Below are 26,044 nucleotides of genomic sequence, written 5' to 3' on the forward strand. Positions count from 1 at the left end.
CCCTCCGAACTCAGCAGGAGAAGCGAATCACGATGCAGCCTCAGATGAAAGGGTTTTTCCGCAGCCTGTTAAAGCGCATCTTTGCGGTTGTATCAATGGCTTATTCGCCGTCGTCTTCGCCGTCGAAATCATCCACCGCGCGGACGGTATTTTCATTGGCACCCAAATCGCGGCGGACTTCCGGGCTGCGCAGCAAGGCGTCGATGTGGCTGGCCTCGTCGAAGCTGGTATCGGCCTCGAAGAACAGTTCGGGGGCGATGCGCAGATCGACCTGGCGGGCGACTTCATGACGCAGGAACGCCCTGGCCCGCTTCAACCCCTTGACCACCGTCGTCACCTCGCCACCGCCCAAGGGCATGACGAAGACGGTGGCGTTCTTCAAATCGGGGCTGATGCGCACTTCGGTGACGGTGATGGCGCGGCCGGCAAGATCGGGGTCGCGGATTTCTCCGCGCTCGATAATGCTGGCGATGATGTGACGCAGCTCCTCGCCCACGCGCAGCTGGCGTTGGCTCGGTGGCTTTTGGCCTCTGGGCATTGCCTTGTCCTCCGCAGGATGGGACGGCTTCCTTTACAGGACGCCGGCCACTTCCTCGATTTCGAAGCATTCGATGACGTCACCGACACGAATGTCTTCGTAATTGGTGAACGACATGCCGCATTCATAGCCTTCACGGACTTCCTTGACGTCGTCCTTGAAACGCTTGAGCTGCGCCAGATGGCCCTGATGGATGACCACGTTGTCGCGCAGCAGGCGAACGCCGGAGCCACGCTTGACGGTGCCCTCGGTGATCATGCAACCCGCAACCTTGCCGGTCTTGGTGATGTTGAACACTTCGCGGATCGAGGCGTAGCCCAGGAAGTTTTCCTTGAGCGTGGGGGCCAACATGCCCGACAGCATGGTCTTCATGTCGTCGGTGACGTCGTAGATGATGCTGTAATAACGGATGTCGACGCCATCGCGCCGGGCCATGTCGCGGGCCTGCGGGTTGGCGCGGACGTTGAAGCCGATGATGATGCCACCGGTGGCCTTGGCCAGGGTGATATCGGATTCGCTGACCGGACCGACGGCCGAATGCAGCACCCGCATCTTGACCAGATCGTTGCCGATTTTGGCCAAGGCGCCGTTGATGGCTTCGACCGAACCCTGCACGTCGCCCTTGATGACGACCGGCAGCTCCTTGACTTCCCCCGCCTTGATGGCCGAGAACATCTGTTCCAAGGTGCCGCGCGCCGCCAGCTTGGAGCGGGCCTCGCGGTCGACGCGCTGGCGATAACCGGCGATTTCACGGGCGCGGGATTCGTCTTCCACCGCGACGAAATCGTCGCCGGCGGCAGGGGCGCCGTCAAGACCCAGCACTTCCACCGGAGTGGACGGGCCGGCGAATTCGACACGATGTCCCTTGTCGTCGATCAGGGCGCGCACCTTGCCCCATTCGGAACCGGCGACGAAGACGTCGCCGACCTTCAAGGTTCCCTTTTGCACCAGCACGGTGGCCACCGGGCCACGGCCCTTTTCCATCTTGGCTTCGACCACGGTGCCCTGGGCGGTCCGGCCAGGATTGGCCTTGAGGTCCAGCACTTCGGCCTGCAACAGGATCGCTTCTTCCAGCTTTTCCAGGTTCATGCGCTTCTTCGCCGACACTTCCACCGCCAAGACGTCGCCGCCCAGTTCCTCGGTGACCAGATCGTGCTGCAGCAATTCCTGACGGACCCGCTCGGGCGTGGCGCCGGGCTTGTCGATCTTGTTGATGGCGACAATGATCGGCACATTGGCGGCCTTGGCGTGGCGAATGGCTTCCACCGTCTGCGGCATGATGCCGTCATCGGCGGCAACCACCAGCACGACAATATCCGTCACCTTGGCGCCACGGGCGCGCATGGCGGTGAAGGCTTCGTGACCGGGAGTGTCGATGAAGGTGATCTTGTCGCCCGAGCGCATGGTCACCTGATAGGCGCCGATATGCTGGGTGATGCCGCCGGCTTCGCCGGAAACCACGTCGGTTTCGCGCAACGCATCCAACAGCGAGGTCTTGCCGTGATCGACGTGACCCATGATGGTGACCACCGGCGGACGCGAGATCAACACATCGTCTTCGTCCACATCGCCTTCCAGGCCAACCAGGACGTCCGCTTCGGACACGCGCTTGACGTTATGGCCAAACTCGGCGACCACCAGTTCGGCGGTGTCGGGGTCGATGTTTTGGTTGATGGTGGCCATCACGCCCATGCGCATCAGGCACTTGATGACATCGCCGCCACGGGCGGCCATGCGGTTGGCCAGTTCCTGCACGGTGATGGATTCGGGGATGATGACGTCGCGGACCACCTTTTCGGCGCCCTTTTGCATCATCTTCTGACGTTCGCGTTCACGCGCACGCTTGACGGCGGCGAGCGAACGGCCGCGTTCGCCGCGATCATCGTCGGTCAATGCGTCGGTAATGGTCAGCTTGCCGGTACGGCGGCGCTGATCGACCCGCTTGACCGGCGGCGTCTTGTGCAAGGCGGCCTTTTTCTTGGCCCGCTCTTCCTCGTCCTCGATCTCGGCCGCGGTGCGCGGCGCGGTGCCGGCGGGAACGGCCGGCTTGGGCGGCGGCGGCGCGGTCATGCGCGGACCCTGACGCGTCTCGGCCGGAGCCGCCGGCGCCACAGGCGCGGCAGCGACCGGGGCAGCGGCCACGGGGGCGGCGGCCGTGGGGGCGGCAGCGACCGGAGCGGCGGCGGCGACCGGAGCGGCAGCCACCGGGGCGGGCTCGACCACCGGAGCGGCTTCGGCCTCGACCGCCGCGACCTCTTCCGGCTCAGGCTGCGCCGCGGCCGCTTCGGCCTCGGCTGCGGCCATGGCGGCGTCTTCCTCGGCGCGGCGAACGGCTTCTTCCTCGGCGCGGGCACGGGCCTCGGCCTCGGCCTTCATGGCGGTTTCCAGCGCCTTGGCGCGGGCAACCTTTTCGTTGCTGGTCAGGTCGTGGGCACTGGCGGCCTGCTGCGCAGCCTCGACCACCGCCACCGCCTTGGCCAATTCGACCTCAGCTGCGCCATGGGCTTCGTCACGCACTTCGTGCATGGCGCCACCGGCACCGGGGGCGAAGGTACGCTTCTTGCGCACTTCGACTGTCACCACCTTGGAGCGTCCATGCGAGAAGCTTTGACGGACCTGGCCGGTCTCGACGGTCTTCTTCAGCTCAAGCTTGCCCGGAGAGGACAGCTTCAGCGGGGCTTTGCGCTCTTGATCCTTGGAATCGCTCATGTAGTAGACTTCATCTCTTTCGCGGAACGGTCGGGCCGGCGGCCCGCCCTGGGAACAGGCTTATCTCATGGCGTTCTGTCCTGACGGAAGCCGGCCAAAAAAGCCGCCTCCGCCGCCAGCCGACGGGCCAACCCGCCCGGCGCGACACAGACATGAACCGCGTGATCGCGGCCGAACACCGCCCCCAATTCCACCGCGTCGAACTGATCGACCACGGTAACGCCGGGGGCCAGCGCTTTCAACTTTTCTCGCCCATCTTGGGCGGCATCGCCGGCTTGCACCAGCACACCAATTCTGCGGGCCTTGGCTTCCGCCTTGACCTTTTCAAACCCGCACACCGCCTGGGCGGCGCGACGGGCCAAAGCCAGGGCGTCCAAACAGCGCCGGCTCAGCAATTTCTCGATCCGGTCCGCCAAATCCTCGGGCACGGAGACCGCGCGGCGGGCAGCTTTGGCGAAAAGGCGTTTGGATACCGCCGTATTTACCACATCCCGGCGGGGGCTCAACCATATTCCCCGTCCGGGGAGCCGGCCTTCCACATCGGGAACCACTACATTATCAGGCCCGACGACGAACCTCAGCAAATTCTCTTTCGGCCCAACCGTTCCAGTGACGATACACCGACGGTTGGGGCCTTTGCGCAATTCGTCGTCTTCGTCCACGAATTCGTCCAGGATTTATTCCTCGTCGAACCAATGGGCGCGCGCGGCCATGATCACCGCGTTGGCCTGCTCTTCGTTCATTTCGTCCTTGCCGACGATATCGACCAGTTCGTCCGACGCCAAATCGCCCAGATCGTCCAGGGTCTTGATCTCGCGATGCCCCAGCTTGACCAGCATGGCCGGGCTCAGACCTTCCAGCGCCGCCATTTCGTCGGTGACGCCCAGATCCTTGCGCATGGCGTCGTAGCGTTCGTCCTGTTCGGCCAGGAAGGTCCGCGCACGTTGTTGCAATTCAACCGCGACGTCTTCGTCGAAACCTTCGATGCCGGAAAGATCATCCGGCGGCACGAAGGCCACTTCCTCGACCGAGGCGAAACCTTCGGTGACCAGCAGGTGGGCAATCACATCGTCAACGTCCAAGGCATCAATGAACAGCTTGGAGCGCGAGCGGAATTCCTCGTTACGGCGTTCCGATTCCTCGGCCTCGGTCATGATGTCGATGGACCAGCCGGTCAATTGGCTGGCCAGACGCACGTTCTGACCGCGACGGCCGATCGCCAGCGACAATTGGTCGTCGGGGACCACCACTTCCATGGTGTGGGTTTCGTCGTCCAGCACCACCTTGGACACTTCCGCCGGGGCCAGGGCATTGACAACGAAGGTGGCGTATTCGCCCGACCACGGAATGATGTCGATCTTTTCACCCTGCAATTCGGCCACCACCGCCTGGACGCGGGAACCGCGCATGCCGACGCAAGCGCCGACCGGGTCGATGGACGAATCATGGCTGATCACGGCGATCTTGGCGCGTGAGCCGGGATCGCGGGCCACCGCCTTGATTTCGATGATGCCGTCATAGATTTCCGGCACTTCCTGGGCGAACAGCTTGGCCATGAAAATGGGGCTGGTGCGCGACAGGAAAATCTGCGGACCCCGGGGTTCCTGGCGGACGTCGCCGATATAGGCGCGGACGCGGTCGCCGGTGCGGAAGGTTTCGCGCGGGATCAGTTCGTCGCGGCGCAACAGCGCCTCGGCCCGGCCCAAATCGACGATGACGTTGCCGAATTCGACCCGCTTGACCAGACCATTGCTGATCTCGCCGACGCGATCCTTGTATTCGTTGAACTGGCGCTGACGTTCGGCGTCGCGCACCTTTTGCACGATGACCTGCTTGGCGGTCTGGGCGGCGATACGGCCAAAATCGATGGGCGGCAGCGGATCGACCAAAAAGTCGCCGACGACAGCGCCGGGATTCTTTTTCAGGGCGCGCGCCAACAGCAGCTGCGTGGCTTCGTTTTCCACTTCCGCCACCACTTCGAGATAGCGGGCCAGCTGGATCTCGCCGGTCTTGCGATCGATATGGGCACGGATGTCATGCTCGTGACCGTATTTGGAACGACCGGCCTTTTGAATGGCCTGTTCCATGGCTTCCAGCACTTCGTCGCGGTCGATGCCCTTGTCGCGGGCGACGGCGTCGGCGACCTGCAAGAGTTCCGGGCGGGGCAGAGCAGCGATTCGTTCCATCTATTCTTTTCCCTGTTGGTCCGCCTGCGGGCCTTCTTCATCCCGAGTCACGGCGGCGATCAATTCGTCGGTCAGCACCAGCTTGGCGCCTTTCAGATCGGACAACGGCACCAAAACCTCGGCGCCATCAGCGATCAGGCGCACCGCCTCGCCCTCCAGGCCCAGCAGCTTGCCACGGAAACGCTTGCGGCCATCGACGCCGATCAACGCTTCCAGCTTGATCTCAAAGCCGGCCCAGGTCATGAAATCCTTGGCGCGGGTCAACGGCCGGTCGATGCCGGGCGAGCTGACCTCAAGCGCATAAGCGCCCTGAATCGGGTCTTCCACGTCCAGCAACGCCGACACGGACCGGCTGATATCGGCGCAATCATCGACCGTCATATTGCGGCCGTCCTTGCGTTCGGCCATCACTTGAAGGGTCGGGCGGCTGCGCCCCTGGAACATTACCCGCACCATTTCGTAGCCCATGGCTTCCAAAGTGGGGCCGAGCAAAGCTTCCAAACGCTGTTGAAGATCCATTCCCGAACTGTCCTGCGGCCGCAAATGGCCCCTAGAAAAAACAAAAAGTGGGCCAATGGCCCACCCTGCAATCCCAACCTCCAGCAGATGCTTCTTGGCTGGGTAAGCAAGAATGTGTCTAGGGGCGGACTATAGACGAATCAATTTCAAAGGCAAGACCAGAGTGCCCCAGCCGCCCCAGGCTGTCATTGCAGGTCGCCGCGAATTCGGGCCACAGCACGACGATCGCCGCCAAATCGCCGGTCTGGGCCAGTTGTTGCAGATGGGCACACATCTGCCCCAGGCGGAAAAACCCCAGATTGAGGGCAGCCCCTTTCAGGCTGTGAACCGCCCGCTGTGCCGGCTCGACATGACCGCCGGCCAGCGCCATGGCCAATTCGCCGGCCCGGCTGCCGATATCGACGCGAAAGGCGTCGAGAATTTGGCTCAAATCCTCGGGATCAAGGTCTCGGGCCAGTTCCGCCGCCACGGCATCCGCGACCACCGGCGCCTGGCGCCAGGCGGTCATCCGACGGCGATACCCAGCACCTTGGCCAGCGCCGCGGTGATGCTTTCACGCGAAAACGGCTTGGCGACGTAGCCATCGACGCCATGCTTGCGGGCCAAAATCACCGCCTCAGCCTCGGTCTTGACCGTCATCATGATGAATTTGACGGCGGGATAATCGGCCTTGAGCCGGGTCAGCAATTCCAACCCATCCATATTGGGCATCACCCAGTCGCACAGCACCACATCGGGCACCAAATGCTGCGCCTGGATCTTGGCCAAGGCATCGACGCCATCCACCGCCGCCACCACCCGCGTGGCCCCCAGACCGCGCAACAGACCGGCGACCAGCATGCGCGACGACGAGGTGTCCTCGACCACCAAGAGAGATTTGTTGGTCAAGGCCTCGGCGATCAGCTTTTCCAAATCCTGGTTCATGCTCTTCCCCTATGGCCGATACAGCCCGACATAGGCTATCAGATTCTTGCCGGGAACCCGTTTGACGAAGGTCAGTTTGGGCTCGATTCGATTGCTGGCGGGGTTGAGCCAGCGGTATTCCACCCAGCCCTCGCCTTGGTCTTCCGCCACCTTGATGATTTCCTTGACCAACAATTTGCCATCGCTGTCGGTGACATTAAGCACCGACTTTCCTTCATTTCTCGGCACCGGCGGATAAATCACCCAAGCGCCATTCAGATCGATCACATTGACGTAAATTTCGCCGAAACGGAACTCACCCATTGCGTGAAATTGAGGGCGTGCCGCATCGGCTCCCTGCTCGGCCAACAGCGCCGCGGCTTTCAAGGTGATCTCGCGCACGGCCAGCGGATCAGGCTTGTCGGCGGCGCGCCCCAGGCCGGGCAGCAGCAGCAACGGCGCCAACACCAACAGGCGCAGCAACAGACGGGCGCTCATTGGTCCAACCCCACACAGACCAGCATCTCCAACATCGTCGCCTTGGAAATGGGCTTGGTCAGAATGGCATCGAAGCCGCATGCCAGGAATTGCTGGCGTTCGTCCGGCATGGCGTGGGCGGTATAGGCCACCAGCTTGCCGCCTTGACACAGATGTTCGGCGCGGACCGTGCGACAGACATCCTCGCCGCTCAGCCCCGGCATCGAGATGTCCAGCAGCACCAGATCGGCGCAATTCCTGGCCATCCAGGCCAAAGCCTGGGCACCATCCTCGGCCATCTCCACATGCCAGCCGGCCTTGGTCAACAGCCGCCCGGCCAACAGCCGGTTGACCTCGTTGTCATCGACCACCAAGGCCCGTTTGCCCGCGCTCATGACCGATCCACCGGCAGCGTGAAGATGAAGACGCTGCCCCGGCCGACCACCGAGTCCAATTCCATCTTTCCTCCCATCAATTCCACCAGATGCCGGGCCAAGGTCAACCCCAGCCCCGTGCCGCCATGGGACCGGGTCAGGAAGGCGTCGCCCTGATGGAATTTCTCGAAAATCTTGCTTTGCAGATCCTCGGCGATGCCGGGACCGCTGTCGCTGACCCTTAACGCGACAGCATGATCAGCCAACAGCACCGCCGTGTGGACATGCCCCGACGGCGTGAACTTGACGGCGTTGGACAACAGATTGTGCAGCACCTGGCGCACACGGACGGGATCGATCCACAGCGTTGGCGGCAGGTCGTCAGCCAAGCTCACCTGGAAATCCAATCCCTTGGCGACCGCTCCCGATTGGTGGATGGCGGCAACCTCGGCGACCAGGGCGCGCATATCGACCGCCTCGCGCACCAAGCTCATGGCCCCAGCCTCGATCTTGGCCACGTCGAGAATGGTGTTGACCAGATTAAGCAGATGGCGGCCGCTTTTCTCGATCACCTCGGCATTCTCGCGCGCGTCCTCGTCCTCGGCGTCATCCTTGAGCAATTCGGCGAAGCCGATGATGCCATTAAGCGGCGTGCGCAATTCATGGCTCATGGAGGCCAGGAACTCGCTTTTCATCCGGCTGGCTTCTTCCGCCCGCAGCCGCGCCTCTTCCGCCCGTTGGAAGGATTCACCCACCCGGTCCGCCATGTCGTTGAACGACGACGCCAGCACCCCCATCTCGTCGGTGCTTTGCACCGGCAGGCGATAGGCCATGTCGCCATCCTCGAAGCGCCGGATGCCTTGCACCACGGTGGTGATGCGCCGAGTCAGGAACGATGCCATCCAAATGGCGATGACCACCACCACCGCCCCCATCATCACCGTCGAGGCGGTCAATTGCTGGGCCATGGTGCGGACTTGCGCCCCGACCAACGCCAGCACCGCGTCAAGCTGGGTTTGCAAATCGCGGTCATGTTCGGCGACGATGCGATCGGCCGCCTGCTTCGATTCGGTGGCGGCGCGATGGAAGTCATCCACATTGGCGCCGATGGTGACAAAGCCGAAGCCGCGCGGGCTTTGACCGTACTGGCCGGTGCGATAGGGAATGGCCGCCGCCGTGGTCAGCTTCCACAGCCCGCTCCAGAAGATATCGAACGAACCAGAGCCGCCGTTTTGGGTCAGATCCATCCAGCCGATACATTGCGGCGCGTGATTGAGATAACGGCAGTCCAGACCCAAGGTGCCGTCCTTGACCTGTTCGGCCGCCCCTTTCTTGTCCCAGGACTGATTGTCGAAAGGCGGCACCCCGGCCAGATAATCCGCGACCGGCTTGCCGCTGGCTTTCCAGCCATCGTAAAGCGCCTGATCCATCCATGGCGGCGCCGGCTCACCGGTTTCGGGGTCGTAGCCGGTGATGAAATAATGGCGGGGATGGACGATGGAACGGCCCTTGTAATCCCAGATAAAGGCGTAATTTCCCGATGTGGCGTCGGGAATGGGCGAATAACGATCGCCGGCGGGCAAGATGTGGTCGGTGAATTCCATCAAGTGGTTGTGATCCAACGCCAAGGTCACCCAACCGACGATTTTGCCGTCATGCTGTACCGGCGTGGCCCACCGAATGATGCCCTGAAAGCGTTTGCCCACCGGGTTTTCGACCCCGGCATAGCCGGCTTGCTCTGGGGCGAAGGCGATGCCGCGCTTTTGCGCCGCCGCCGGGGTATAGGGGCCGATCACCGGGGATTGCACATAGGCGCCGATGACGTCGGAGACATAAATCTCGCCGGGCTTAAGCGCCTGAAGCGCCGGAAAATAGGTTTCCGCCTTGAGGTAGGTGTTCTCGCGCCGCGAAACATCCCGCAAAAGCGGGCTCAGCTGGTCCGAGGTCACCACCTTGACCTGTTCCTTGCCGTCCAAGCCGACAAAGGTCATTTCCATGAACAGCGGCAGATCGGTCAGCACGCCAACCGTATCGGGATGACGATAGTTGAAATTACGCGCCTGCTCGGGCAGCGACGGCTGCGCCGGCGGCACATCGTAGCGCGGCGTCGCCTCGGGGCCAGGCACCCAGCCACTCCCATCGGGGGCCATCACCCAAGGGTGGGGCCGTTCCACCGCGCGGGTGCGGGCGGCGAGAAACCGCCTATATCCCCCCGCCTCGGGGGCCAGCAGCGCGGCAGAGGCGATATCGCGGTCGCGATCGTACAAAAAGGTGGCGACGGAACGGGCCACATCGGTGGTCATCCGTTCCATGGATTCGCGGGCGGCGGCGTCCAACGCCGTGATGGCGGCATTGGTGGTGGTGTTGGCCACGGCCTCCGCCGTTTCGCGCATTTGCTGGACCATGCCGACGACGCTGCCCGACACCCGTTCGGCCAGCCAGACCTGACCCTGCCAGGCGAACCACGCCAACAGCACCAGGGGAATGACCTTAATCAGGACAAAAATGCCGATCAACTTGGAGCGGATGCCAAGTCCGGAACGGGAAAGCATATCTGAAACCCCATCAGGCCCGAAGGATGGTCTGCACCCGGCAAAGGTGTAGCAAAGTCATGTAAACGCGTTTTGGGCTGGATGTGAAGGAATCACAAACCACCCATAAAACGATCCGCATAGACAAAAGGATCGAATTCCGGCTTGCCAAAATGCCAGCCCTGGCCAAAATCCACCCCGCATTGATAGACGCGGCCGGCCAACCGCTTGTCCTCGACCATTTCGGCGGCGGTCTTGACCCCCATCGAGGCGCACATGCGGGCCATGGAAGCAAGAAGATCGCTGCCTTTCTGACTGGCGGCGGCACGCTTGATCACCGGGCCGTCGAACTTGACCAAATCCACGTCCAGCGCGTTCAGATAATCGAAGCTGGCCGCCCCCGAGCCGAAATCGTCCAGGCAAAAGCGGAAGCCGCGTTGCCGAAAGGTCTGGATGGTGGCGTTGACCTCGGCCAGATGCTCGATCTTCACCGATTCGGTCAGTTCGAACATGATCTTGCGCGGCTGCACCCCCGACCGAGCCAGCAATTTGCGTAATTCGACGACGAATTGCGCCGATGACAACGACAGCCCCGACAGATTGATGGCCACCGCCGGCAATAACCCGCCCTTGCGGGTCATCTCGGCCAGGGTGCGGATGGTGGTGTCGACCACCGCCAGATCCAATTCGGCGACGATGCCCACTTCTTCGGCCAAACAGAACAGGTGATAGGGCGACACCCCCGGACGGGCATCGCGAAAACGGGTCAGGACCTCGAAATGGTGGACCCGCTCCAGCCGCATGTCGCAGACCGGCATGAAGGCCATGTCGAATTCCCGCTTCGCCACCAGCCTGCGAATATACGCGACGTTGTCGATGGTGTCGGAGACCAGCCCCTTGAGCACCTGGCCGAGGCTTTTCTTTTTGTCCAGATGGCCGGTTTCGGAAAACCGCCGAATGGTGTGGGCGATGGCCTTGGCCACCTGATGTTCGGCCAGTCCGGCCCCATCGGCGTCAAGCGTGTGGGAACTGGATTTCAGATCGGCGTTGAACAGGGATTTCGCCGCCGCCTCGATCATATTGCCGATCTCTTCGGTATCGACATCGTCGCGATGCAGATAGGAAAAGCTGTCGGCCGAGACTTGGCCGGCGGAATTGCCGCCGATGGAATGCTTGTTAAGGATATCGCCAACGGCGTTGACCACCCGCTTGCGATCAGACACCCCCAAGGCCTTGTTCAAACTTTCCAGGCCATCCACTTTCAAGACGGTCAGTTGCGGCCGGCCGCCGGCTCGCTTGAACGCCAAGGCGCGGTCGGCGGCCAAGGCGGCATACGAAGCTTCGTCCAGCAGACCGCTGTCGCTGTCGCGCTTGAGTTCGGCCTCGTCCGGACGTTCGGCCTGAAACGCCGGTTCCAGCTTGAGCGCCAGAAAGAAATGGTTGTCGAAATCAGGCACACGGTACCCGGCCAAGGCGACGTTGGGACGGCGGCGTTCGCCGTTCAAGCGCACGACCACGTCGTCAATGCGCCCCTGCGATCGCGCCGCATCCAACATCTCACCGGCTAAAATCCGATCTTCTTCCGCCACCAATTGCAGAAACGGCCGATGTCGCAACGCATCCGGCCCGGTGCCCATCAGAACCTGGGTCGCGCCGGCGGCGAACACCACGTTCATGTCGTCATCGAGTTCCAGCAAAATGTCGGCGCGGCAAAAGGCCAGGGCGACGAAGCGATCTCGCTCGCGGTCGGCCATGATATCCCCGAAATGTTCATCCCTGCCGTATGATGGAACGCAGTGACATCATTGGCAAGGATACTAAACTTTCGCCGTTACCCCTAAAGCAGTGGCGGTGCTGCGCAAGGCCGCCAGCACCATGTCGGCCTGGGCCGAACTGGGACGGGCGCCATCGACATTGACCCGCCCCATGCAGGTCAGCCAGGCCCATTGGCCGGCCGGCGATTCCAGATAGCGCATCAGCCGGTCGAGCACCCGGGACAGCACCGCCCGCGCCCGCGCGTCGGCGAAGAAAATCTCCCAGGCAAGGTCATTGCCGTGCGAGACCAGCATGTCTTGAAAAATCTCCCGCGCGCGCTGATCGTATTGCTTGCCGCGCTCCCCCAGGGCGGCGTCGACGACTTCGAAATAATGGGGGAGAAAACCGCGGGGAAAGGCCGGAACCTCTCCCTCCAGCAAGGTTTCGAAGGGGCGCACCAACAACCGGCGAAAGACGTCGTTGCGGCTGGATGCGTGCCGCACCGCCGGCTTGAAGCTGTGCCGGCATTTCCCTTCCTGCGCCGCCATCGCCCGGCTTAGGGGCGAACCGGCCCCACGCACCAAGGCCAGGATGCGGTAAACCTCATCCAGGGAAATCTGGCCGTCTCGGGCCCGTTCGGACGCCAAGGTGGCGACCAATTCGGAAAAAAGACCCAGCACGTCAAAACAGGCCTGTGGCGAGGCAACCGGCTCCGCCACAGCGACATTTCCTTCGGCCGACATTGGACACCCCCGCATACGGCACATGAGGAAATATCACTAGACCATTATGCATAGACCGCGTCCAGTGACTGATTGTGTCTATTAGCTGATCTCAGTCGCAATCGTTGCCTTGGTCGATTTTGTTGACCGCCGCGCCGAACCGCTGCACACCCTTTGTCCTGACCCGACCATGCCCCGCATGCGTTCACGTTAAGGGAATTTCCGCCATGCTTCGTCTTGCCTTGATCCTTGCCGCCGCCACGTTCGCCCTGCCCGCCCAAGCCCAGGAAAGCGAAATCCTGCGTCTGGCGTGCCGGGCCGCCGATCCGGCCCTATCGCCGCCGTTGACGTTCTCCATCAATGTCACCGCCAAGGACGCGGTCGAGGTCGCCAGCGGCACACATTACGGGGTCACCGTCTATCGCGACGGGCTGGGCCTGTTCGACCCAGCCCAAGGTCCCAGCGCCACGGTCTATCGCATCGACCGCGTCAGCGGCCGTTTCGCCCGCGTCGACCTGCCGGCGCGGTGGAACGGCAGGTGCGATCCCGTCACCCCGTAACCGTAAGCGGACGCCGCGTCGTCACCATGGGGGCGCTGACCGCCGCCAACACCACGGCGGCACCGATTATTTGCACCATGCTGGGCGGCTGGCCGCCGGCGGCGGCGATGGCCATGGTCGAAACCGGCACCAGATTCAGGAACACGGCGGTCCGCCCCGCCCCCAGCCGCGCCAGGCCCATGTTCCAGAACAAATAGGCCAGGGCGCTGCCGCCGATGGCCATGGCCACCAGGGCTTGCGCCGCCATCGGCGACGGCATCCGCACCGGCACGCCGACCACAAGGGCGGCCAGGCTCATCACCACCGCGCCCATGACCATGATCCCGGTGGTGTTGACCAAGCCGCTTTCCGCCGGCATCAACCGCCGGGACAAGACGTTGTAGACGGCCCAACTGAGATTGGCGCCCAACATCAACGCGTCTCCCGCCGACAGGCTGAGCGAAGCGCCGCCGCCCAAGACGACGATTGCGACCCCCGCCAAGGCCACCGGCATGGCCACCATTTGCCGCCGACTGAGCCGCTCGCCCAGAAACAAGGCGGCGAGAAAGGCGGTGGCCAACGGATTGACGGCCATGATCAAGGCGCCGTTCACCGCCGAGGTCATCTGCATGCCCATGAAGAACAACAGGTTGAAACCACCGATTCCGACCAGGCCAAGCATGGCATAGGCACGGAAATGCCGGATCAGCGGCACCGTTTGGCGCTGCCAGGCCACCATCACCCCCATGACCATGGCGGCCAGAACGAAACGGCCGGCCCCGGCCAGCAAGGGCGGCATCTCTTGCACCACCAGCTTGGACAGATTGAAATTGGCGCCCCACAAAATGGCGGCGACGGCGACCAGCGCCATGATGGCCCGCATGATCTTGTCCCTTTCAGAAAAACTTTCGCCTGGAAATCCTGGCTCGGCCGTGTTTCTGATACAAACGAGTGTTTCTGCGCATCGAGATTAGGAATTCTTATGGTCCGCCGCCTGCCGCCCTTGCGTTCGCTGCGCGCCTTTGAAAGCGCCGCCCGCCACCTGTCCTTTGCCCGCGCCGCCGAAGAACTGCACGTCACCCCCGCCGCCATCAGCCAACAGATCAAATTGCTGGAGGACCATCTGGGCCTGGCGCTGTTTCGCCGCGCCGCCGGCGTCACCCTGACCGAGCCGGCCACAGCCGCCCTGCCGCTGCTCAGCGATGCCTTTGACCGCATGGAGCGGGCGGTGGAGCGGCTGCGCATGGGCCGCGAGCATGGGCCTTTGGTGGTGTCGGCCCCCCCTTCTTTTGCCGCCCGCTGGCTGATCCCGCGACTGGAACGCTTTCAGGCGCTGCATCCCGAGGTCGATCTGCGCCTTGCCGCTTCGATCAAATTGGTGGATTTCGACACCGAAGACGTGGATTTAGCCATCCGCTATGGCTCGGGCCATTACGGCCCCTTGCATGTGGAACGGCTGAAAGCCGAAGCGGTGGTCGCCGTCGCCCATCCGCGTCTGGCCGCCAGTCTGCGGGCGCCGGCCGATCTGCTGACCGCCACCTTGCTGCACAACGAAGGCATGAACTGGGATTCCACCTATCCCGACTGGTCGGCCTGGCTCAAGAATGCCGGGGTGAATGTGGATCAGCCGCTGAAATTGCGTCCTTTCGGCGATGCCAATATGCTGATCCAAGCGGCCCTGTCGGGGCTGGGCGCCGCCCTGGTGTGGCAAACCCTGGTCACCCAGGAACAGGCCGATGGCCGTCTTGTCGCCTTGTTCCCGGCCCAGCCGCTGGTCAACGCCTATCATCTGGTCTGCCCGCCCAACCGGCTGAACAGCCCCAAGGTCGCCGCCTTCCGTGACTGGATCATGGCCGAAGCCGGGGGGGCCTAAAGCGAGCGCGCCGCCCGCTTCGCCACATAAGCCGGCACCTCTTCCCGCCAGGATTCCAGCACATGGCGCACCCAATCGGGATGATCCTTGGCGGCGTCGTTCAGCCAGTTGGCGACCGAATCCTGCACATAACGGTGCGTGTCGGCGCGGAGCGGCCCCAACACCGCCAGCCCCGGCGCCGGATCGGCGCGCAAGCAGCGGATATGGGCGCACCAGACGCCGCGCGGCCGCGTCGCCTCGCTGGCGAAACGGCGCAGAAAAGGGCTGGCCTCGGCCGTCCACGGCGCCAGCAGATCCAACGTCGCCAGCGGTTCGGCCACCACATGCGGACGTAAGGCCAGCCACGCCCATTCGCGCACGCCGAAATGCGGATCATCGGCCAAGGGACGGATCCGTTCCAAGCGCTGGGCCAGGGACAGCCCTGTCTCGGCGGCGATGGCGTAAGCGGCCCAACCGCGCACGGTGTCGGAACGGTGCCGGGCCAATTCCGCCACCACCGCGCCGCCCCCAAGCTCAAGGGCCAGTTCGGCCGCCAGCGCCATGCGCCGGGTAATGCCGTCATTCGCGGCCGCCCGCAGCCGGGTCGGATCGGCCGCCGGCAGCACCGCCGGCATCAACGCGGCGAAATCAACCGCCAAGCATTCGGACAAGGTCAGCGTCTCGGCGGTCCCGGCGTTGAGATCCACCAGCACCGCCGGATCGATCCCGGCACGGGAGCGGGCCCCTTTCCGAGTCACGACGCCCGCGCTTCAAGAAACGGATCATCGGCCTTGACCCGATTGCGCAGGGTGACATTGATCCGTCGCGATTCGCGGACATAGATCAAGAAGATGATCCTGATCAGTAAAGAGGGCGACATCCCCAAACCGATGGGGATTTCCATGGTATGGGCCATCCCCTGGAAAGTGATGAAAAGCGTGGCGGCGATGCTCACCGCGGCATAGAGGTAAAACAGCGGCAGGAAAACCCGGAAATTCAACACCAAGGCAAGGCTCAACGCCACGGAAAGGGCAAACATGACAGCCCATGTCAGACCGTCACCGGGAAAAATGCAGGCCACCACCCCCTCGTTCAGGCATACCAGCAGCAAAACCCAGTTCCAGCCGCCAAAGCCGTAAAGGGGATGAGTGCGCGCCTCGTCACGGCTGATTGTCACCCAGTTTATGCGCGGAAACGCCATCTCAGCCCCATCTCCCGCTCCAGCCGAACCGCGCCCCGGCCTATCGCGCCAAAGCCCGCCACGCGATATCGCGTCGGCAGAACCCTTGCGGCCAATCCAACGCGTCCACCGCCTGATAGGCCCGTTCACGCGCCTGCTTGACCGTAGCGCCAATGGCGGTGACGCCCAGCACCCGGCCGCCGGTGGCGATCACTTGGCCGTGGTCGTCCACCGCCGTGCCCGCATGCAAGACGATGACGCCGTCAACGGCGCCGGCTTGGTCCAAACCACCGATCACCGTGTTCTTCTGATAGGAACCGGGATAGCCGCATGCCGCCATCACCACCACCAAGGCGCATTCATCGCGCCAGTCCAGACTGACCTCGGCCAGCCGCCCTTCGGCGGCAGCCAACAGCACCGGCAACAGATCGGATTTCATCCGCGCCATCAGCACCTGACATTCCGGGTCGCCGAAACGGACGTTGAATTCCAGCAATTTCGGACCGGCCTGGGTGAACATCAGCCCGGCGAACAGCACCCCGGTATAGGGCTTGCCCTCGGCCGCCATGGTGCGGATGGCCGGCAGGATGCAAGTTTCCATGACCATGGCTTCGCGTTCCGGCGTCACCACCGGGGCCGGCGAATAAGCGCCCATGCCTCCGGTATTGGGGCCGGTATCGCCATCGCCGACGCGCTTGTGATCTTGCGCCGCCACCAGACCCAGCGCGGTTTTGCCGTCGCACAGGGCGAAAAAGCTGGCTTCCTCGCCATCCAAGAATTCTTCGATGACCAATTCGTCGCCGGCCTCGCCGAACACCTTGGCCCCCATCATGTCGTCAATAGCGGCCAACGCCTCGTCCAGGGTCATGGCCACCACCACGCCCTTGCCGGCGGCCAGACCGTCGGTCTTGACCACGATGGGGGCGCCCTTTTCGCGGACGAAGGCCTTGGCCTTGTCGATATCGGTAAAGCGGCCATACCACGCGGTGGGGATGCCGGCCTTCCAGACGATATCCTTCATGAAGCCCTTCGAGCCTTCCAACTCGGCCGCCGCCTGACTGGGGCCGAACACCTTGATGCCGGCCTCGACCAAACGGTCAGCCAGTCCCAGGCACAGCGGCCCCTCGGGGCCGACCACCACCAGATCGACGGCGTTGGCTTGGGCAAAGGCGACCACATTGTGGACATCCTCGGCCGCGATGGCCACGCATTCGGCCACATCCTTGATGCCGGCATTGCCCGGCGCGCACCACAGCTTGGACAGCAGCGGCGATTGGGCCAGCTTCCAACACAGCGCATGCTCGCGGCCACCGCCGCCGACCACCAAGACCTTCATGGGGCAAACTCCGCCAATTTTCATGTCGGCCGGTTTTAGCACGCCCATGCGGGTTTGCAATCATCGGCACTCTTCGCCATGATCTGGCGGCCATGACCGAACCCCGCGCCGCCACCAACGTCCCCGAATTTTCCGTCGCTGAATTGTCCGGCGCGCTCAAGCGCACGGTCGAGGAAACCTTTGCCCATGTGCGGGTCCGGGGCGAGATATCGGGCTTCAAGCGCCATTCCTCCGGCCATCTGTACTTCGCCCTCAAGGATGCCGATGCCGTGCTCGACGCGGTATGCTGGCGCGGTCAGGCGGCCAAGCTGGGCATCGCCGCCGAAGACGGCATGGAGGTGATCGCCACCGGCCGCTTGACCACCTATCCGGGGCGGTCCAAGTACCAGATGGTGGTCGAGCGCATGGAGCTGGCCGGCCAGGGGGCCTTGCTGAAACTGCTGGAAGACCGCCGCCGCAAACTGGCGGCCGAAGGCTTGTTCGAGCAAGCGCGCAAGCGCCCGATTCCGTTCCTGCCCCAGGTCATCGGCGTCATCACCTCGCCCACCGGGGCGGTGATCCGCGACATTTTGCACCGTCTGGCCGACCGTTTTCCCCGCCGGGTGCTGTTGTGGCCGGTGGCGGTCCAAGGCGACGCCGCCGCCGCCCAGATCGCCGCCGCCATCGCCGGATTCAATGCCCTGCCCGCCCACGGCGTCCCGCGCCCCGACGTCTTGATCGTCGCCCGTGGCGGTGGCTCGGTCGAGGATCTGTGGGCCTTCAACGAAGAAATCGTGGTCCGCGCCGCCGCCGCCTCGGTTATTCCGTTGATCAGCGCCGTCGGCCACGAAACCGACACCACGCTGATCGACTTCGCCGCGGATCTGCGCGCGCCCACCCCCACCGCCGCCGCCGAAAAAGCGGTGCCGGTGCGGGCCGAACTGATCGCCACCGTCGCCGATTGTTCGGCCCGATTGGTCGGCGCCATGGCCCGCGGGCTGGAAGAACGCCGTACCCGCCTGCATCACCTGTCCCGCGCCCTGCCCAATCCACGCCGGGTCATCGACGACGCGACGCTCAAGCTGGATGACCGGGCCGAGCGGCTGAAACTGGCCCTGCCCAATCTGCTGCATCGCCGGCAAGCGGAACTGGACAAGCTGTCGGCGCTGCTGCGCCACCCCCGGGAATTGCTGGCGACCAAATCCCACCAATTGGACAGCTTGTCCACCCGCTTGAACCATGCGCTGAAAAGCGCCTTGCAGGGGGAAAAGGCCCGCTTGGACCGCTCCGGCCTGAAACTGGACCAGACCGGCGGCCGCTTGGCCCCGGCCATGACCCGGCTGCTGGGCGAACAGGCCCGCCGGCTGGAAGGGGCGGCCAAGCTGTTGGAAAGTTATAGCTATAAAAACGTTTTGGCTCGCGGTTTCGCCGTAATCCGCGACGATGCCGGCACCTTGGTGTCCGCTGCCGATGCCGTGGCCGGCGCGGTGTGGAGCATTGAATTCAAGGACGGCAAGACCGAAGTGGCCGTTGGCCATTCCGCCGCCCCCCGCCTCAAGCCCAAAGGCAAGGGCGAGGGCGACGGCCGTCAGGGCAGTTTGCTGTAGGAAGCGATGATGGAAGACGACCTCAAGACCACCGAAACGCCGCCCGCCGAAACCAAGACCGCGGTCAACAAGCCGCCGGAAGAAGTTGGCGGCCCGCAAGGCCCGGAACCAACCCGCTTCGGCGATTGGGAAAAAGCCGGACGTTGTTCGGACTTTTGACGCCATGCCCCGCTACAAGCTTACCATCGAATACCACGGCACCCCCTTTGTCGGCTGGCAACGCCAAGACAACGGAACCACCGTCCAAGCCGAGATCGAGGCGGCGCTGTTTCGCTTCTGCGGGGTGGAAACCGCCATCACGGCCGCCGGCCGCACCGATGCCGGCGTTCATGCCAGCGGCCAGGTCATCCATTTCAACCTGAACCGTGATTTCAGCGCCGACCGGGTTCAAGGCGGGCTGAATTACCACTTAAAGCCGCACCCCATCGCCGTCCGCTCGGCGGAAATCGTCGATGACCAGTTTCATGCTCGTTTTTCCGCCATCGGTCGGTCTTATCTGTACCGCATCATCACCCGCCGAGCCCCGCTGGCCATTGATCGCGACCGCGCTTGGTGGGTGCGGGTGCCGTTGGATGCCGAGGCCATGGCCGAAGGGGCCAAACACCTGCTGGGTCATCACGATTTCACCAGTTTCCGCGCCACCGCCTGCCAAGCCCGCAGCCCCGAGAAAACCCTGGATGTCCTTGACATCACCCGCATGGACGAAGAAATCCGCATCGTCGCCGAGGCGCGCTCGTTCTTGCACCATCAGGTCCGCAACATGGTCGGCACCCTGAAAATGGTGGGCGAGGGCAAGTGGAGCCCCGCACACGTCAAAACGGCGCTGGACGCCCGCAACCGCGCCGCCGCCGGCCCAACGGCCCCGCCTGACGGGCTCTATCTGACCGGCGTGGTCTATTGAGCGAAAAAAGCCCCCGGACCGATTCCGGGGGCTTTCACGCTATTCCATCCACCTGTCGTCGATGACGATGGTCTGGCAATCGTCGGCGTGTTCCTCGCAAGCGGCGGTCGCCGTTTTTTCCGCCGCGGCGGCCGAAGGTTGCCCGCTGCGCCAGCCGTAAGAACCGTCCGATGCCGACACCCAGGCCTTGTGGCCGGGCGCGCTCAGATACTTGCGGAACGCCTCTTTGCCACTGGCGGCCAAGCCGTCGGGGTAACGAACCGACGACGCCGAACCGGCACTGCCCTTCTGATCGCAAAACGCGGTGCACACCTGTTGGGAGCCAACCTTGCCGCCACACATCTGCCAACACCGATTGCTGGTTTGCACGCATTCATTGCGACACGCCGATGTCGTCGATGACGACGAACATTGATAGGTGGTCAGGAAGTGATCTTCGTCATATTTGATCGGCGCATTGTTGCGGCGCTGCTCGCGAACGTATTTGCTGTATTTTGTTCGGGCATCGGCACGGGCGTCGTCTTCGCAGTCGCGCTTGTTGATTTGCGCGGCGTAATCACAATTGCGCACACAGGCGCTTCGCGTATTCTCGCACTGTGTCGTGCACACCCGGCCTTCGGCCGAAGCCGGCGGCGTGTACGAATATTGCGTTTCGTAAACCGGGCCACAGCCGGCAAGCGCCAGCCCAACAAACACCATCAATGCCGCGACAATCCGCATTTCCCCACCCCATCGGCTGACAGCAGCCATTCTTGTGAAAACGTGATCCCGGACGGATCATTCCGGCACGCCCACCCAATGGATGCCGGATAATCCCCCCTGATCCAAGGTAGAATAGCCTTCGTCGCAAGCGCAGAAAAGGCGGAATCGGCGGGCACCGCCGCCGACCACCCTTAAACGAAACTAATGGCTGAATAATGGCCCGACGGCCTTTCGGCGAACGCTAAACCAGTTTCAGCTAAAGCGGAAACTGGTCTAGATTTCAAAAGTGGCCCGTGACGGGCCGCTCCGGCGCCGCTCCGGCTTATCGCATGTCCACGCTTCGCGTGAAAATGCTCTAGCCGAAGAGGTCGAGAATGCTGTTGGTCCGCTTTTTCGCCGCCGCCGCGAAAACGCCGCCCTGTTGATCGTAACGGGCATTCGCCGCCGCCTGGGTGCTGATTGCCTTTTCCACCGAGGCCAAAGCCGAACCGGCAACCGGCGTCGCACTTTGCGCCGTACGAATTTGATCGAAAGCTTCAAGCCCCGGATTCGCACGCGTCGGGGTGATGACGCTTTTGGCCACTTGCAGATTGTAATCGATCTTTTGCGCCTTGCCGGTGGCCAGGGCCACCTGTCCCGCCGCCTGACGCAGGGATTGCGCATCGGTGATGTTCAGCGTGTCCAGGCCCAGCGCTTTGCTGTCCAATTGTTGGCTGGACACTTTGACCCGATCGCCCGAAGCCGAACTGACCGTCACCGCCGACGCCGTCGCCGCCAACAGATTGGCGCTGCCCACCTGGGCGCTTTTGCTGAGGTCATCGACCTGGGTGCGGACTTCGCTCAAGCGCTGGTTCAGCCGCGTGACCTCGTCTTGACTGATGGACGCCCCCGCCTTGGTCGCCTGGGCCAATTCCTGCCGCAAGCCGTCAACCAGGGCCAGCGCCTTGCCGGCATTGGTCGAAGCCTTGTCGATGGTGCTGCTGCTTTGTGCGGCGGTTTGCGCCGTCGCACCAGAGGAACCCGTCGCCGCAGAGGAAGACGCGGCACTGTCCGAGGCGGTAACCCGGCTGACGGTTCCGGCGCTCAGAACCGAATAGGAATCCGTGGCAATGGCCGCAATCCCCGCCATATTGGCCCCCTGGGTTAACTACCTTTGGTCATCATAGCGCAAAAGCCGAGCAAAGTAAAAACCCGTTAATTAACCACCGCCAGGATAAAGCCGTCCCAGCCCTTGCCGCCCACGGTCTGCAAGGCGGTGGCGCTGACGCGGGGTTCTGTCGCCAGCATTTCCGCCAGCCGGCGCACGCCTTGGACCTTGGCCTCGGCTTCGGGGTCCAGCACCTTGCCATCGCGGACCACGTTATCGACGATGATGACCGAACCCGGCCGGGTCAATTTCAACGCCCAGGCGAAGTAATCGGGATTGCTGGGTTTGTCGGCGTCGATGAAGACGAAATCGAACGGCCCGCGCAGAGTAGGCAGGGTGTCGAGCGCCTTGCCTTCGTGCAGCCGCACCACGCCATCCAATCCGGCCATGGCGATGTTGGCACGGGCAACCTTGGCATGGGCGGGATCGGCTTCCAGCGTCACCAATTGGCCATCGGCGGGAAGGGCGCGGGCCAGCCACAGGGTGGAATAAGCCCCCAGCGTGCCGATTTCCAAAATGCGCCGCGCCCCGCACATGCGGGCCATCAGGTGCAACAGCTTGCCTTGATTGGGGGCAACGTTGATCGCCGGCAACCCGGCGGCGGCACTGGCGGCCAAGGCGGCGTCAAGGATCGGATCAGCGGGCATCAGCGCCGCGGCGAAATAGGAATCGACATCCGCCCACAAAGCCTTGCTCATCGTCGTCTCCTTACCAAAGACCGGCCATCACCCGATCGGAAATATTTTCCAGCAACAGCGCCAACAACACATCCATGAAGGTGATGCCGATGGCGGTGCCCAGTCCCACTTCCAAGGCGATATGGGCGATATAGGCACGATAGACCAACAGCAGCACGGTCAGGATCTGAACCAGCAGCATGGCCATCGGCGATTGGGTCAGCACGGTGACCGAGACAATGGGCAGCAGCAGCCCAACCTGCACGACGCTGGCCCAATTATAGGCCGCGCCATAACGCCAATAGCGATGAAAACGGCCCAGGCTGTCGGTGACGAAAATCATCAGCAGCGGAAACGCCGTCCAGTCGATGGCATAGGCGATCAGCTTGACCGCAATCGCCCGGACTCCCGGATTCTCGCCAAAGCCGCCCGACAGGATCTCCAGCGCCATGACACCGGGAAACACCAGGGCGGCGGCCCAGAACGAATGCCAAAAGCCCAGCGGCGAATCATTGATCCATACCAATCCCTGCGGATCGCGGCGGGCCAGCCGCCACGCGCCAAAGATACCGGCATGGATTTCCGTCCAAGGGATCACGGCCGGCCGACCAGACGCCCAAGCACCCCGAGATAGATTTGAGTGAGCGCTTCCAGGTCGGCGACCAGGACGTGTTCATCCACTTTGTGCATGGTCTGGCTGACCAGCCCGAATTCCAGCACCGAACAATGGTTCTTGATGAAGCGGGCATCCGAAGTGCCGCCGGTGGTCGACAATTCCGGCCGCAGCCCCGTGACCGCCTGGGCACAATCGGCCACCGCTTCCGACAAAGCCCCCGGCGCGGTCAGAAAACTTTCGCCCGACACCTCGATGGCGCATTCGTACGCGCCGCCAACCCCGTCCAGGGTGTGGCGGATCCATTGTTCCAACGATGTGCCGCAATGCAGATCATTGAAGCGGATATTGAAGCCGGCGCGGGCCTGGGCCGGAATGACGTTGGTGGCGGCATTGCCCACATCCACCGTGGTCAGGGTCAGGGTCGAGGCCTGGAAATGCGGCGAGCCATGATCCAGCGGCGCGGCGGTCAGGGCGTTGAGCATGGCCAGCAGACGCGGAATCGGGTTGTCGGCCAGATGCGGATAGGCGGCGTGCCCTTGGGTGCCGTAAACGGTCAGACGGCCATTGAGCGACCCGCGCCGGCCGATCTTCATCATCTCGCCCAGGCGGTTGGGGTTGGTCGGCTCGCCCACCAAGCACCAATCCAGACGTTCGTCCTCGGCCACCAGCCAATCCAGCACCTTGACGGTGCCATCCACAGCCGGGCCTTCCTCGTCGCCGGTAATCAGCAGGCTGATCGACCCGGCCGCCGCGCCTTGATCGAGAAAACGGGCCACCGCCGCGACAAAGCAGGCGATGGCCCCCTTCATGTCGGTGGCGCCGCGCCCATAGAGGCGATCATTGACGATGGTTCCGGCGAACGGATCGACGGTCCAGCCAGAGGCCCCCACCGGCACCACGTCAGTATGACCGGCAAAGCAGAAATTCGGCCCGGCGGAACCCCGCCGGGCATAAAGATTGCGGATCAGCGGCCCATTGCTGGCGCTGTCGACGGCGTGACACTCGAACCCCAGGCGACGCAACCAGCCGGCCAGCAGATCGCGGGCGCCAGCGTCATCGGGGGTGACGCTGGCGCATTTAATCAGTTCGGCGGTCAGGCCGACGGGGTCGGTCAGATTAATCAATCGCGCAGCAATTCGTTGATGGAGACCTTGGAACGGGTCTGTTCATCCACCCGCTTGACGATGACGGCGCAATACAGATTGGGGCCGGGCTCGCCATTGGGCAGCGGCTTGCCCGGCATGGTGCCGGACACCACCACCGAATAAGCGGGAACGCGGCCATAGAACACGTCGCCGGTGGCGCGATCGACGATCTTGGTCGATTTGCCGATATAGACACCCATGGACAGCACCGCGCCTTCCTCGACGATGACGCCTTCGGCGACTTCGGCCCGCGCGCCGATGAAGACGTTGTCTTCGATGATCACCGGGCCGGCCTGCAACGGTTCCAGCACACCGCCGATACCCGCGCCGCCCGAAATGTGAACGTTGCGGCCGATCTGGGCGCACGAACCGACGGTGGCCCAGGTGTCGATCATGGTGCCGGTATCCACATAGGCGCCGACATTGACGAAGCTGGGCATCAACACCACGCCGGGGGCGATGAAGGCGGGGCGGCGGACGACGCAGCCGGGGACGGCGCGGAAACCGTGGGCCTGGAACATCCCTTCGTCCCAGCCTTCGAACTTGGTCGCCACCTTGTCGTACCAATGCGAACCATGGGGGCCGCCGGAAACAAGGTGCGAATCGTTAAGACGGAACGACAGCAGCACCGCCTTTTTCAGCCACTGATTGACCACCCATTCGCCGTCCAGCTTTTCGGCGACGCGGAAATGGCCGGTATCGAGCATGCCCAAAGCCATCTCGACCGCGTCGCGGACCTTGGCGTCGGCCTTGGAATTGATGGTGTCGCGGACTTCCCAGGTATCCTCGATGGCTTTTTGCAGGTCGGCGAAGCTCATGGCCGTGATCCTTGATGAGACGTGAATTCGGTTGGCGGAAACATAGCGCGTTGTCAGCTCAAGTCAACGCACCGAGGGGGTAGTTTCCACCTGCTCAAGCCAGTGGGTCAGATCATCGGTGACGTGATGGACGTGGGCCAAATCGTCATCGTCATGCATCACCACCTTGCTATCGGGATGGTCGTCCTGGCGCACCCACACCGTGGTCATGCCCAGGGCGGCGGCGGGAACGAGATTGCGGTGAAGATCCTCGACCATCGCCGCCGCGCGCGGATCAAAGGCGAAGCGCCGCACCATCAGATCATAGCATTCCGGCTGCGGCTTGGGGACGAACCGCGCGGCGGCGATGTCGAAGATGCCGGCGAAATGATGGCCCAAGCCCAGTTGCGCCAACACCTTTTCGGCGTGCCGCTCCGAGCCGTTGGTGAAGATCAGCTTGCGCCCGCCCAGCCGCCCAAGGGCCGCATCCAGGCGCGGCGCCGCGTCCAGCACCGTGTGGTCGATGTCGTGAACATAGGCCAGGAAATCGTCCGGCTCCATGCCATGCACACTCATCAATCCGCGCAAGGTGGTGCCGAATTCCCGGTAATAGCGCTTTTGCAGGACGAAGGCGTCATCAAGCTCCAGGCCCAGCCGGGTGGCGATGAACTGACGCATGCGCACGTCGATTTGCGGGAACAGGCTGGACGTCGCCGGATACAGCGTATTATCCAGATCGAACACCCAGGTTTCCAGGTCGGACAAGGGCGGGCGGTGCGTATCTATAGGGCTCATGGACCTTGTGCTACGCTTGGAGACGACAAAACGCAACTGTCCGGTTTTCTTAGTCGT

General features: G+C 63.3%; 28 protein-coding genes. 5 read left to right on the plus strand and 23 right to left on the minus strand.

All coding sequences use genetic code 11. The features are described 5' to 3' along the window. Positions 1 to 100 precede the first annotated feature (100 nt). The 12 genes from rbfA to KEC16_RS16750 form a co-directional block, all read right to left on the minus strand. Positions 101 to 538, minus strand: coding sequence for a 30S ribosome-binding factor RbfA (rbfA, locus tag KEC16_RS16695; RefSeq protein ID WP_211551031.1), 438 nt, complete (start codon positions 536 to 538; stop codon positions 101 to 103). A gap of 33 nt (positions 539 to 571) precedes the next feature. Then, a complete protein-coding gene (gene infB, locus KEC16_RS16700; protein ID WP_211551033.1) occupies positions 572 to 3,247 on the minus strand; it encodes a translation initiation factor IF-2 in 2,676 nt (891 codons plus the stop codon). Positions 3,248 to 3,312: 65 nt separating this feature from the next. Next, entirely contained in the window at positions 3,313 to 3,909 is a 597-nt protein-coding gene (locus KEC16_RS16705) for an RNA-binding protein (protein WP_346344120.1), read from the minus strand. Positions 3,910 to 3,924: 15 nt separating this feature from the next. Further along, positions 3,925 to 5,433, minus strand: a complete 1,509-nt coding sequence (nusA, locus tag KEC16_RS16710) for a transcription termination factor NusA (protein ID WP_211551035.1) — start codon at positions 5,431 to 5,433, stop codon at positions 3,925 to 3,927. Next, positions 5,434 to 5,952: a ribosome maturation factor RimP gene (gene rimP / locus KEC16_RS16715; protein ID WP_211551037.1), complete on the minus strand. Its 519-nt coding sequence runs from the start codon at positions 5,950 to 5,952 to the stop codon at positions 5,434 to 5,436. A gap of 118 nt (positions 5,953 to 6,070) precedes the next feature. Then, the gene (locus tag KEC16_RS16720) at positions 6,071 to 6,460 is read right to left on the minus strand and encodes an Hpt domain-containing protein (protein WP_211551039.1); all 390 of its coding nucleotides are present in this window, start codon (positions 6,458 to 6,460) and stop codon (positions 6,071 to 6,073) included. After that, positions 6,457 to 6,876 (minus strand): response regulator, encoded by a 420-nt coding sequence (locus tag KEC16_RS16725; protein WP_211551041.1) that lies wholly within the window; start codon positions 6,874 to 6,876, stop codon positions 6,457 to 6,459. Before KEC16_RS16725 ends, KEC16_RS16720 begins: the two co-directional genes overlap by 4 nt. A 9-nt stretch (positions 6,877 to 6,885) precedes the next feature. Beyond that, positions 6,886 to 7,353, minus strand: coding sequence for a cache domain-containing protein (locus KEC16_RS16730; protein ID WP_211551043.1), 468 nt, complete (start codon positions 7,351 to 7,353; stop codon positions 6,886 to 6,888). After that, entirely contained in the window at positions 7,350 to 7,727 is a 378-nt protein-coding gene (locus KEC16_RS16735; RefSeq protein ID WP_211551045.1) for a response regulator, read from the minus strand. The genes KEC16_RS16730 and KEC16_RS16735 overlap by 4 nt, the downstream gene beginning before the upstream one ends. Continuing rightward, positions 7,724 to 10,258 carry a sensor histidine kinase gene (locus tag KEC16_RS16740; RefSeq protein ID WP_211551047.1) on the minus strand — a complete coding sequence of 845 codons (2,535 nt, stop codon included), beginning with the start codon at positions 10,256 to 10,258 and terminating at the stop codon, positions 7,724 to 7,726. The genes KEC16_RS16735 and KEC16_RS16740 overlap by 4 nt, the downstream gene beginning before the upstream one ends. Positions 10,259 to 10,350: 92 nt before the next feature. Then, positions 10,351 to 11,991, minus strand: a complete 1,641-nt coding sequence (locus KEC16_RS16745; RefSeq protein WP_211551049.1) for an EAL domain-containing protein — start codon at positions 11,989 to 11,991, stop codon at positions 10,351 to 10,353. 63 nt (positions 11,992 to 12,054) lie between these two features. Further along, a complete protein-coding gene (locus tag KEC16_RS16750) occupies positions 12,055 to 12,735 on the minus strand; it encodes a hypothetical protein (protein WP_211551051.1) in 681 nt (226 codons plus the stop codon). Positions 12,736 to 12,941: 206 nt separating this feature from the next. Between KEC16_RS16750 and KEC16_RS16755 the strand changes: the two genes are divergently transcribed. Next, a complete protein-coding gene (locus KEC16_RS16755) occupies positions 12,942 to 13,274 on the plus strand; it encodes a hypothetical protein (RefSeq protein WP_211551053.1) in 333 nt (110 codons plus the stop codon). Here KEC16_RS16755 and KEC16_RS16760 read toward each other — a convergent pair. Then, positions 13,264 to 14,136, minus strand: coding sequence for a DMT family transporter (locus tag KEC16_RS16760; protein WP_211551055.1), 873 nt, complete (start codon positions 14,134 to 14,136; stop codon positions 13,264 to 13,266). The two genes, KEC16_RS16755 and KEC16_RS16760, sit on opposite strands and share 11 nt — an antisense overlap. 99 nt (positions 14,137 to 14,235) lie before the next feature. On the opposite strand from KEC16_RS16760, the gene gcvA reads away from it, so the two are divergent. Beyond that, positions 14,236 to 15,126: a transcriptional regulator GcvA gene (gcvA, locus tag KEC16_RS16765; RefSeq protein ID WP_211551057.1), complete on the plus strand. Its 891-nt coding sequence runs from the start codon at positions 14,236 to 14,238 to the stop codon at positions 15,124 to 15,126. Here gcvA and KEC16_RS16770 read toward each other — a convergent pair. The 3 genes from KEC16_RS16770 to purD are packed head-to-tail and all read right to left on the minus strand — an operon-like array spanning position 15,123 to position 17,621. Continuing rightward, positions 15,123 to 15,863: a DNA alkylation repair protein gene (locus tag KEC16_RS16770; RefSeq protein WP_346344121.1), complete on the minus strand. Its 741-nt coding sequence runs from the start codon at positions 15,861 to 15,863 to the stop codon at positions 15,123 to 15,125. The two genes, gcvA and KEC16_RS16770, sit on opposite strands and share 4 nt — an antisense overlap. After that, a complete protein-coding gene (locus tag KEC16_RS16775; RefSeq protein WP_211551059.1) occupies positions 15,860 to 16,306 on the minus strand; it encodes a hypothetical protein in 447 nt (148 codons plus the stop codon). The genes KEC16_RS16770 and KEC16_RS16775 overlap by 4 nt, the downstream gene beginning before the upstream one ends. 40 nt (positions 16,307 to 16,346) lie before the next feature. Beyond that, positions 16,347 to 17,621 (minus strand): phosphoribosylamine--glycine ligase, encoded by a 1,275-nt coding sequence (purD, locus tag KEC16_RS16780; RefSeq protein ID WP_211551061.1) that lies wholly within the window; start codon positions 17,619 to 17,621, stop codon positions 16,347 to 16,349. Between the two features lie 92 nt (positions 17,622 to 17,713). Between purD and xseA the strand changes: the two genes are divergently transcribed. The 3 genes from xseA to truA are packed head-to-tail and all read left to right on the plus strand — an operon-like array spanning position 17,714 to position 20,108. Continuing rightward, positions 17,714 to 19,207 carry an exodeoxyribonuclease VII large subunit gene (gene xseA, locus KEC16_RS16785; RefSeq protein ID WP_211551063.1) on the plus strand — a complete coding sequence of 498 codons (1,494 nt, stop codon included), beginning with the start codon at positions 17,714 to 17,716 and terminating at the stop codon, positions 19,205 to 19,207. A 6-nt stretch (positions 19,208 to 19,213) separates the two neighbouring features. Further along, positions 19,214 to 19,366 (plus strand): succinate dehydrogenase assembly factor 4, encoded by a 153-nt coding sequence (locus KEC16_RS16790; RefSeq protein ID WP_346344122.1) that lies wholly within the window; start codon positions 19,214 to 19,216, stop codon positions 19,364 to 19,366. Positions 19,367 to 19,370: 4 nt separating this feature from the next. Beyond that, positions 19,371 to 20,108, plus strand: coding sequence for a tRNA pseudouridine(38-40) synthase TruA (truA, locus tag KEC16_RS16795; protein WP_211551065.1), 738 nt, complete (start codon positions 19,371 to 19,373; stop codon positions 20,106 to 20,108). 39 nt (positions 20,109 to 20,147) lie between these two features. Here the strand turns inward: truA and KEC16_RS16800 are convergent, their stop codons facing one another. From KEC16_RS16800 to KEC16_RS16830, 7 genes are all read right to left on the minus strand, one after another. Next, on the minus strand, positions 20,148 to 20,828 hold the full coding sequence (locus KEC16_RS16800; protein WP_211551066.1) for a hypothetical protein: 681 nt from the start codon (positions 20,826 to 20,828) through the stop codon (positions 20,148 to 20,150). 337 nt (positions 20,829 to 21,165) lie between these two features. Next, on the minus strand, positions 21,166 to 21,939 hold the full coding sequence (locus KEC16_RS16805; protein ID WP_211551068.1) for a hypothetical protein: 774 nt from the start codon (positions 21,937 to 21,939) through the stop codon (positions 21,166 to 21,168). Positions 21,940 to 22,004: 65 nt separating this feature from the next. Continuing rightward, positions 22,005 to 22,655 carry an O-methyltransferase gene (locus tag KEC16_RS16810; RefSeq protein ID WP_211551070.1) on the minus strand — a complete coding sequence of 217 codons (651 nt, stop codon included), beginning with the start codon at positions 22,653 to 22,655 and terminating at the stop codon, positions 22,005 to 22,007. A 10-nt stretch (positions 22,656 to 22,665) separates the two neighbouring features. Further along, positions 22,666 to 23,232 carry a hypothetical protein gene (locus KEC16_RS16815; RefSeq protein WP_211551072.1) on the minus strand — a complete coding sequence of 189 codons (567 nt, stop codon included), beginning with the start codon at positions 23,230 to 23,232 and terminating at the stop codon, positions 22,666 to 22,668. Next, entirely contained in the window at positions 23,229 to 24,371 is a 1,143-nt protein-coding gene (gene dapE, locus KEC16_RS16820; RefSeq protein WP_211551129.1) for a succinyl-diaminopimelate desuccinylase, read from the minus strand. The genes KEC16_RS16815 and dapE overlap by 4 nt, the downstream gene beginning before the upstream one ends. Then, the gene (gene dapD, locus KEC16_RS16825; RefSeq protein WP_211551074.1) at positions 24,371 to 25,213 is read right to left on the minus strand and encodes a 2,3,4,5-tetrahydropyridine-2,6-dicarboxylate N-succinyltransferase; all 843 of its coding nucleotides are present in this window, start codon (positions 25,211 to 25,213) and stop codon (positions 24,371 to 24,373) included. Before dapD ends, dapE begins: the two co-directional genes overlap by 1 nt. A gap of 63 nt (positions 25,214 to 25,276) precedes the next feature. After that, positions 25,277 to 25,987, minus strand: coding sequence for a pyrimidine 5'-nucleotidase (locus KEC16_RS16830; protein WP_211551076.1), 711 nt, complete (start codon positions 25,985 to 25,987; stop codon positions 25,277 to 25,279). Positions 25,988 to 26,044 lie beyond the last annotated feature (57 nt).

The sequence above is a fragment of the Magnetospirillum sulfuroxidans genome (genome assembly GCF_018224925.1).
GTDB classification, from domain to species: domain Bacteria; phylum Pseudomonadota; class Alphaproteobacteria; order Rhodospirillales; family Magnetospirillaceae; genus Magnetospirillum; species Magnetospirillum sulfuroxidans.

What these genes read in the sequence shown, in the direction of transcription:
- KEC16_RS16810 (WP_211551070.1), bottom strand. Translation starts at nt 22,655, where the DNA reads ATGAGCAAGGCTTTGTGGGCGGATGTCGATTCCTATTTCGCCGCGGCG.
- KEC16_RS16805 (WP_211551068.1), bottom strand. Translation starts at nt 21,939, where the DNA reads ATGGCGGGGATTGCGGCCATTGCCACGGATTCCTATTCGGTTCTGAGC.
- KEC16_RS16775 (WP_211551059.1), bottom strand. Translation starts at nt 16,306, where the DNA reads ATGGCGTTTCCGCGCATAAACTGGGTGACAATCAGCCGTGACGAGGCG.
- truA (WP_211551065.1), top strand. Translation starts at nt 19,371, where the DNA reads ATGCCCCGCTACAAGCTTACCATCGAATACCACGGCACCCCCTTTGTC.
- xseA (WP_211551063.1), top strand. Translation starts at nt 17,714, where the DNA reads ATGACCGAACCCCGCGCCGCCACCAACGTCCCCGAATTTTCCGTCGCT.
- KEC16_RS16800 (WP_211551066.1), bottom strand. Translation starts at nt 20,828, where the DNA reads ATGCGGATTGTCGCGGCATTGATGGTGTTTGTTGGGCTGGCGCTTGCC.
- rbfA (WP_211551031.1), bottom strand. Translation starts at nt 538, where the DNA reads ATGCCCAGAGGCCAAAAGCCACCGAGCCAACGCCAGCTGCGCGTGGGC.
- KEC16_RS16790 (WP_346344122.1), top strand. Translation starts at nt 19,214, where the DNA reads ATGATGGAAGACGACCTCAAGACCACCGAAACGCCGCCCGCCGAAACC.
- purD (WP_211551061.1), bottom strand. Translation starts at nt 17,621, where the DNA reads ATGAAGGTCTTGGTGGTCGGCGGCGGTGGCCGCGAGCATGCGCTGTGT.
- KEC16_RS16735 (WP_211551045.1), bottom strand. Translation starts at nt 7,727, where the DNA reads ATGAGCGCGGGCAAACGGGCCTTGGTGGTCGATGACAACGAGGTCAAC.
- KEC16_RS16740 (WP_211551047.1), bottom strand. Translation starts at nt 10,258, where the DNA reads ATGCTTTCCCGTTCCGGACTTGGCATCCGCTCCAAGTTGATCGGCATT.
- KEC16_RS16725 (WP_211551041.1), bottom strand. Translation starts at nt 6,876, where the DNA reads ATGAACCAGGATTTGGAAAAGCTGATCGCCGAGGCCTTGACCAACAAA.
- dapD (WP_211551074.1), bottom strand. Translation starts at nt 25,213, where the DNA reads ATGAGCTTCGCCGACCTGCAAAAAGCCATCGAGGATACCTGGGAAGTC.
- infB (WP_211551033.1), bottom strand. Translation starts at nt 3,247, where the DNA reads ATGAGCGATTCCAAGGATCAAGAGCGCAAAGCCCCGCTGAAGCTGTCC.
- rimP (WP_211551037.1), bottom strand. Translation starts at nt 5,952, where the DNA reads ATGGATCTTCAACAGCGTTTGGAAGCTTTGCTCGGCCCCACTTTGGAA.
- KEC16_RS16830 (WP_211551076.1), bottom strand. Translation starts at nt 25,987, where the DNA reads ATGAGCCCTATAGATACGCACCGCCCGCCCTTGTCCGACCTGGAAACC.
- KEC16_RS16760 (WP_211551055.1), bottom strand. Translation starts at nt 14,136, where the DNA reads ATGCGGGCCATCATGGCGCTGGTCGCCGTCGCCGCCATTTTGTGGGGC.
- KEC16_RS16720 (WP_211551039.1), bottom strand. Translation starts at nt 6,460, where the DNA reads ATGACCGCCTGGCGCCAGGCGCCGGTGGTCGCGGATGCCGTGGCGGCG.
- KEC16_RS16755 (WP_211551053.1), top strand. Translation starts at nt 12,942, where the DNA reads ATGCTTCGTCTTGCCTTGATCCTTGCCGCCGCCACGTTCGCCCTGCCC.
- KEC16_RS16745 (WP_211551049.1), bottom strand. Translation starts at nt 11,991, where the DNA reads ATGGCCGACCGCGAGCGAGATCGCTTCGTCGCCCTGGCCTTTTGCCGC.
- KEC16_RS16730 (WP_211551043.1), bottom strand. Translation starts at nt 7,353, where the DNA reads ATGAGCGCCCGTCTGTTGCTGCGCCTGTTGGTGTTGGCGCCGTTGCTG.
- gcvA (WP_211551057.1), top strand. Translation starts at nt 14,236, where the DNA reads ATGGTCCGCCGCCTGCCGCCCTTGCGTTCGCTGCGCGCCTTTGAAAGC.
- nusA (WP_211551035.1), bottom strand. Translation starts at nt 5,433, where the DNA reads ATGGAACGAATCGCTGCTCTGCCCCGCCCGGAACTCTTGCAGGTCGCC.
- KEC16_RS16750 (WP_211551051.1), bottom strand. Translation starts at nt 12,735, where the DNA reads ATGTCGGCCGAAGGAAATGTCGCTGTGGCGGAGCCGGTTGCCTCGCCA.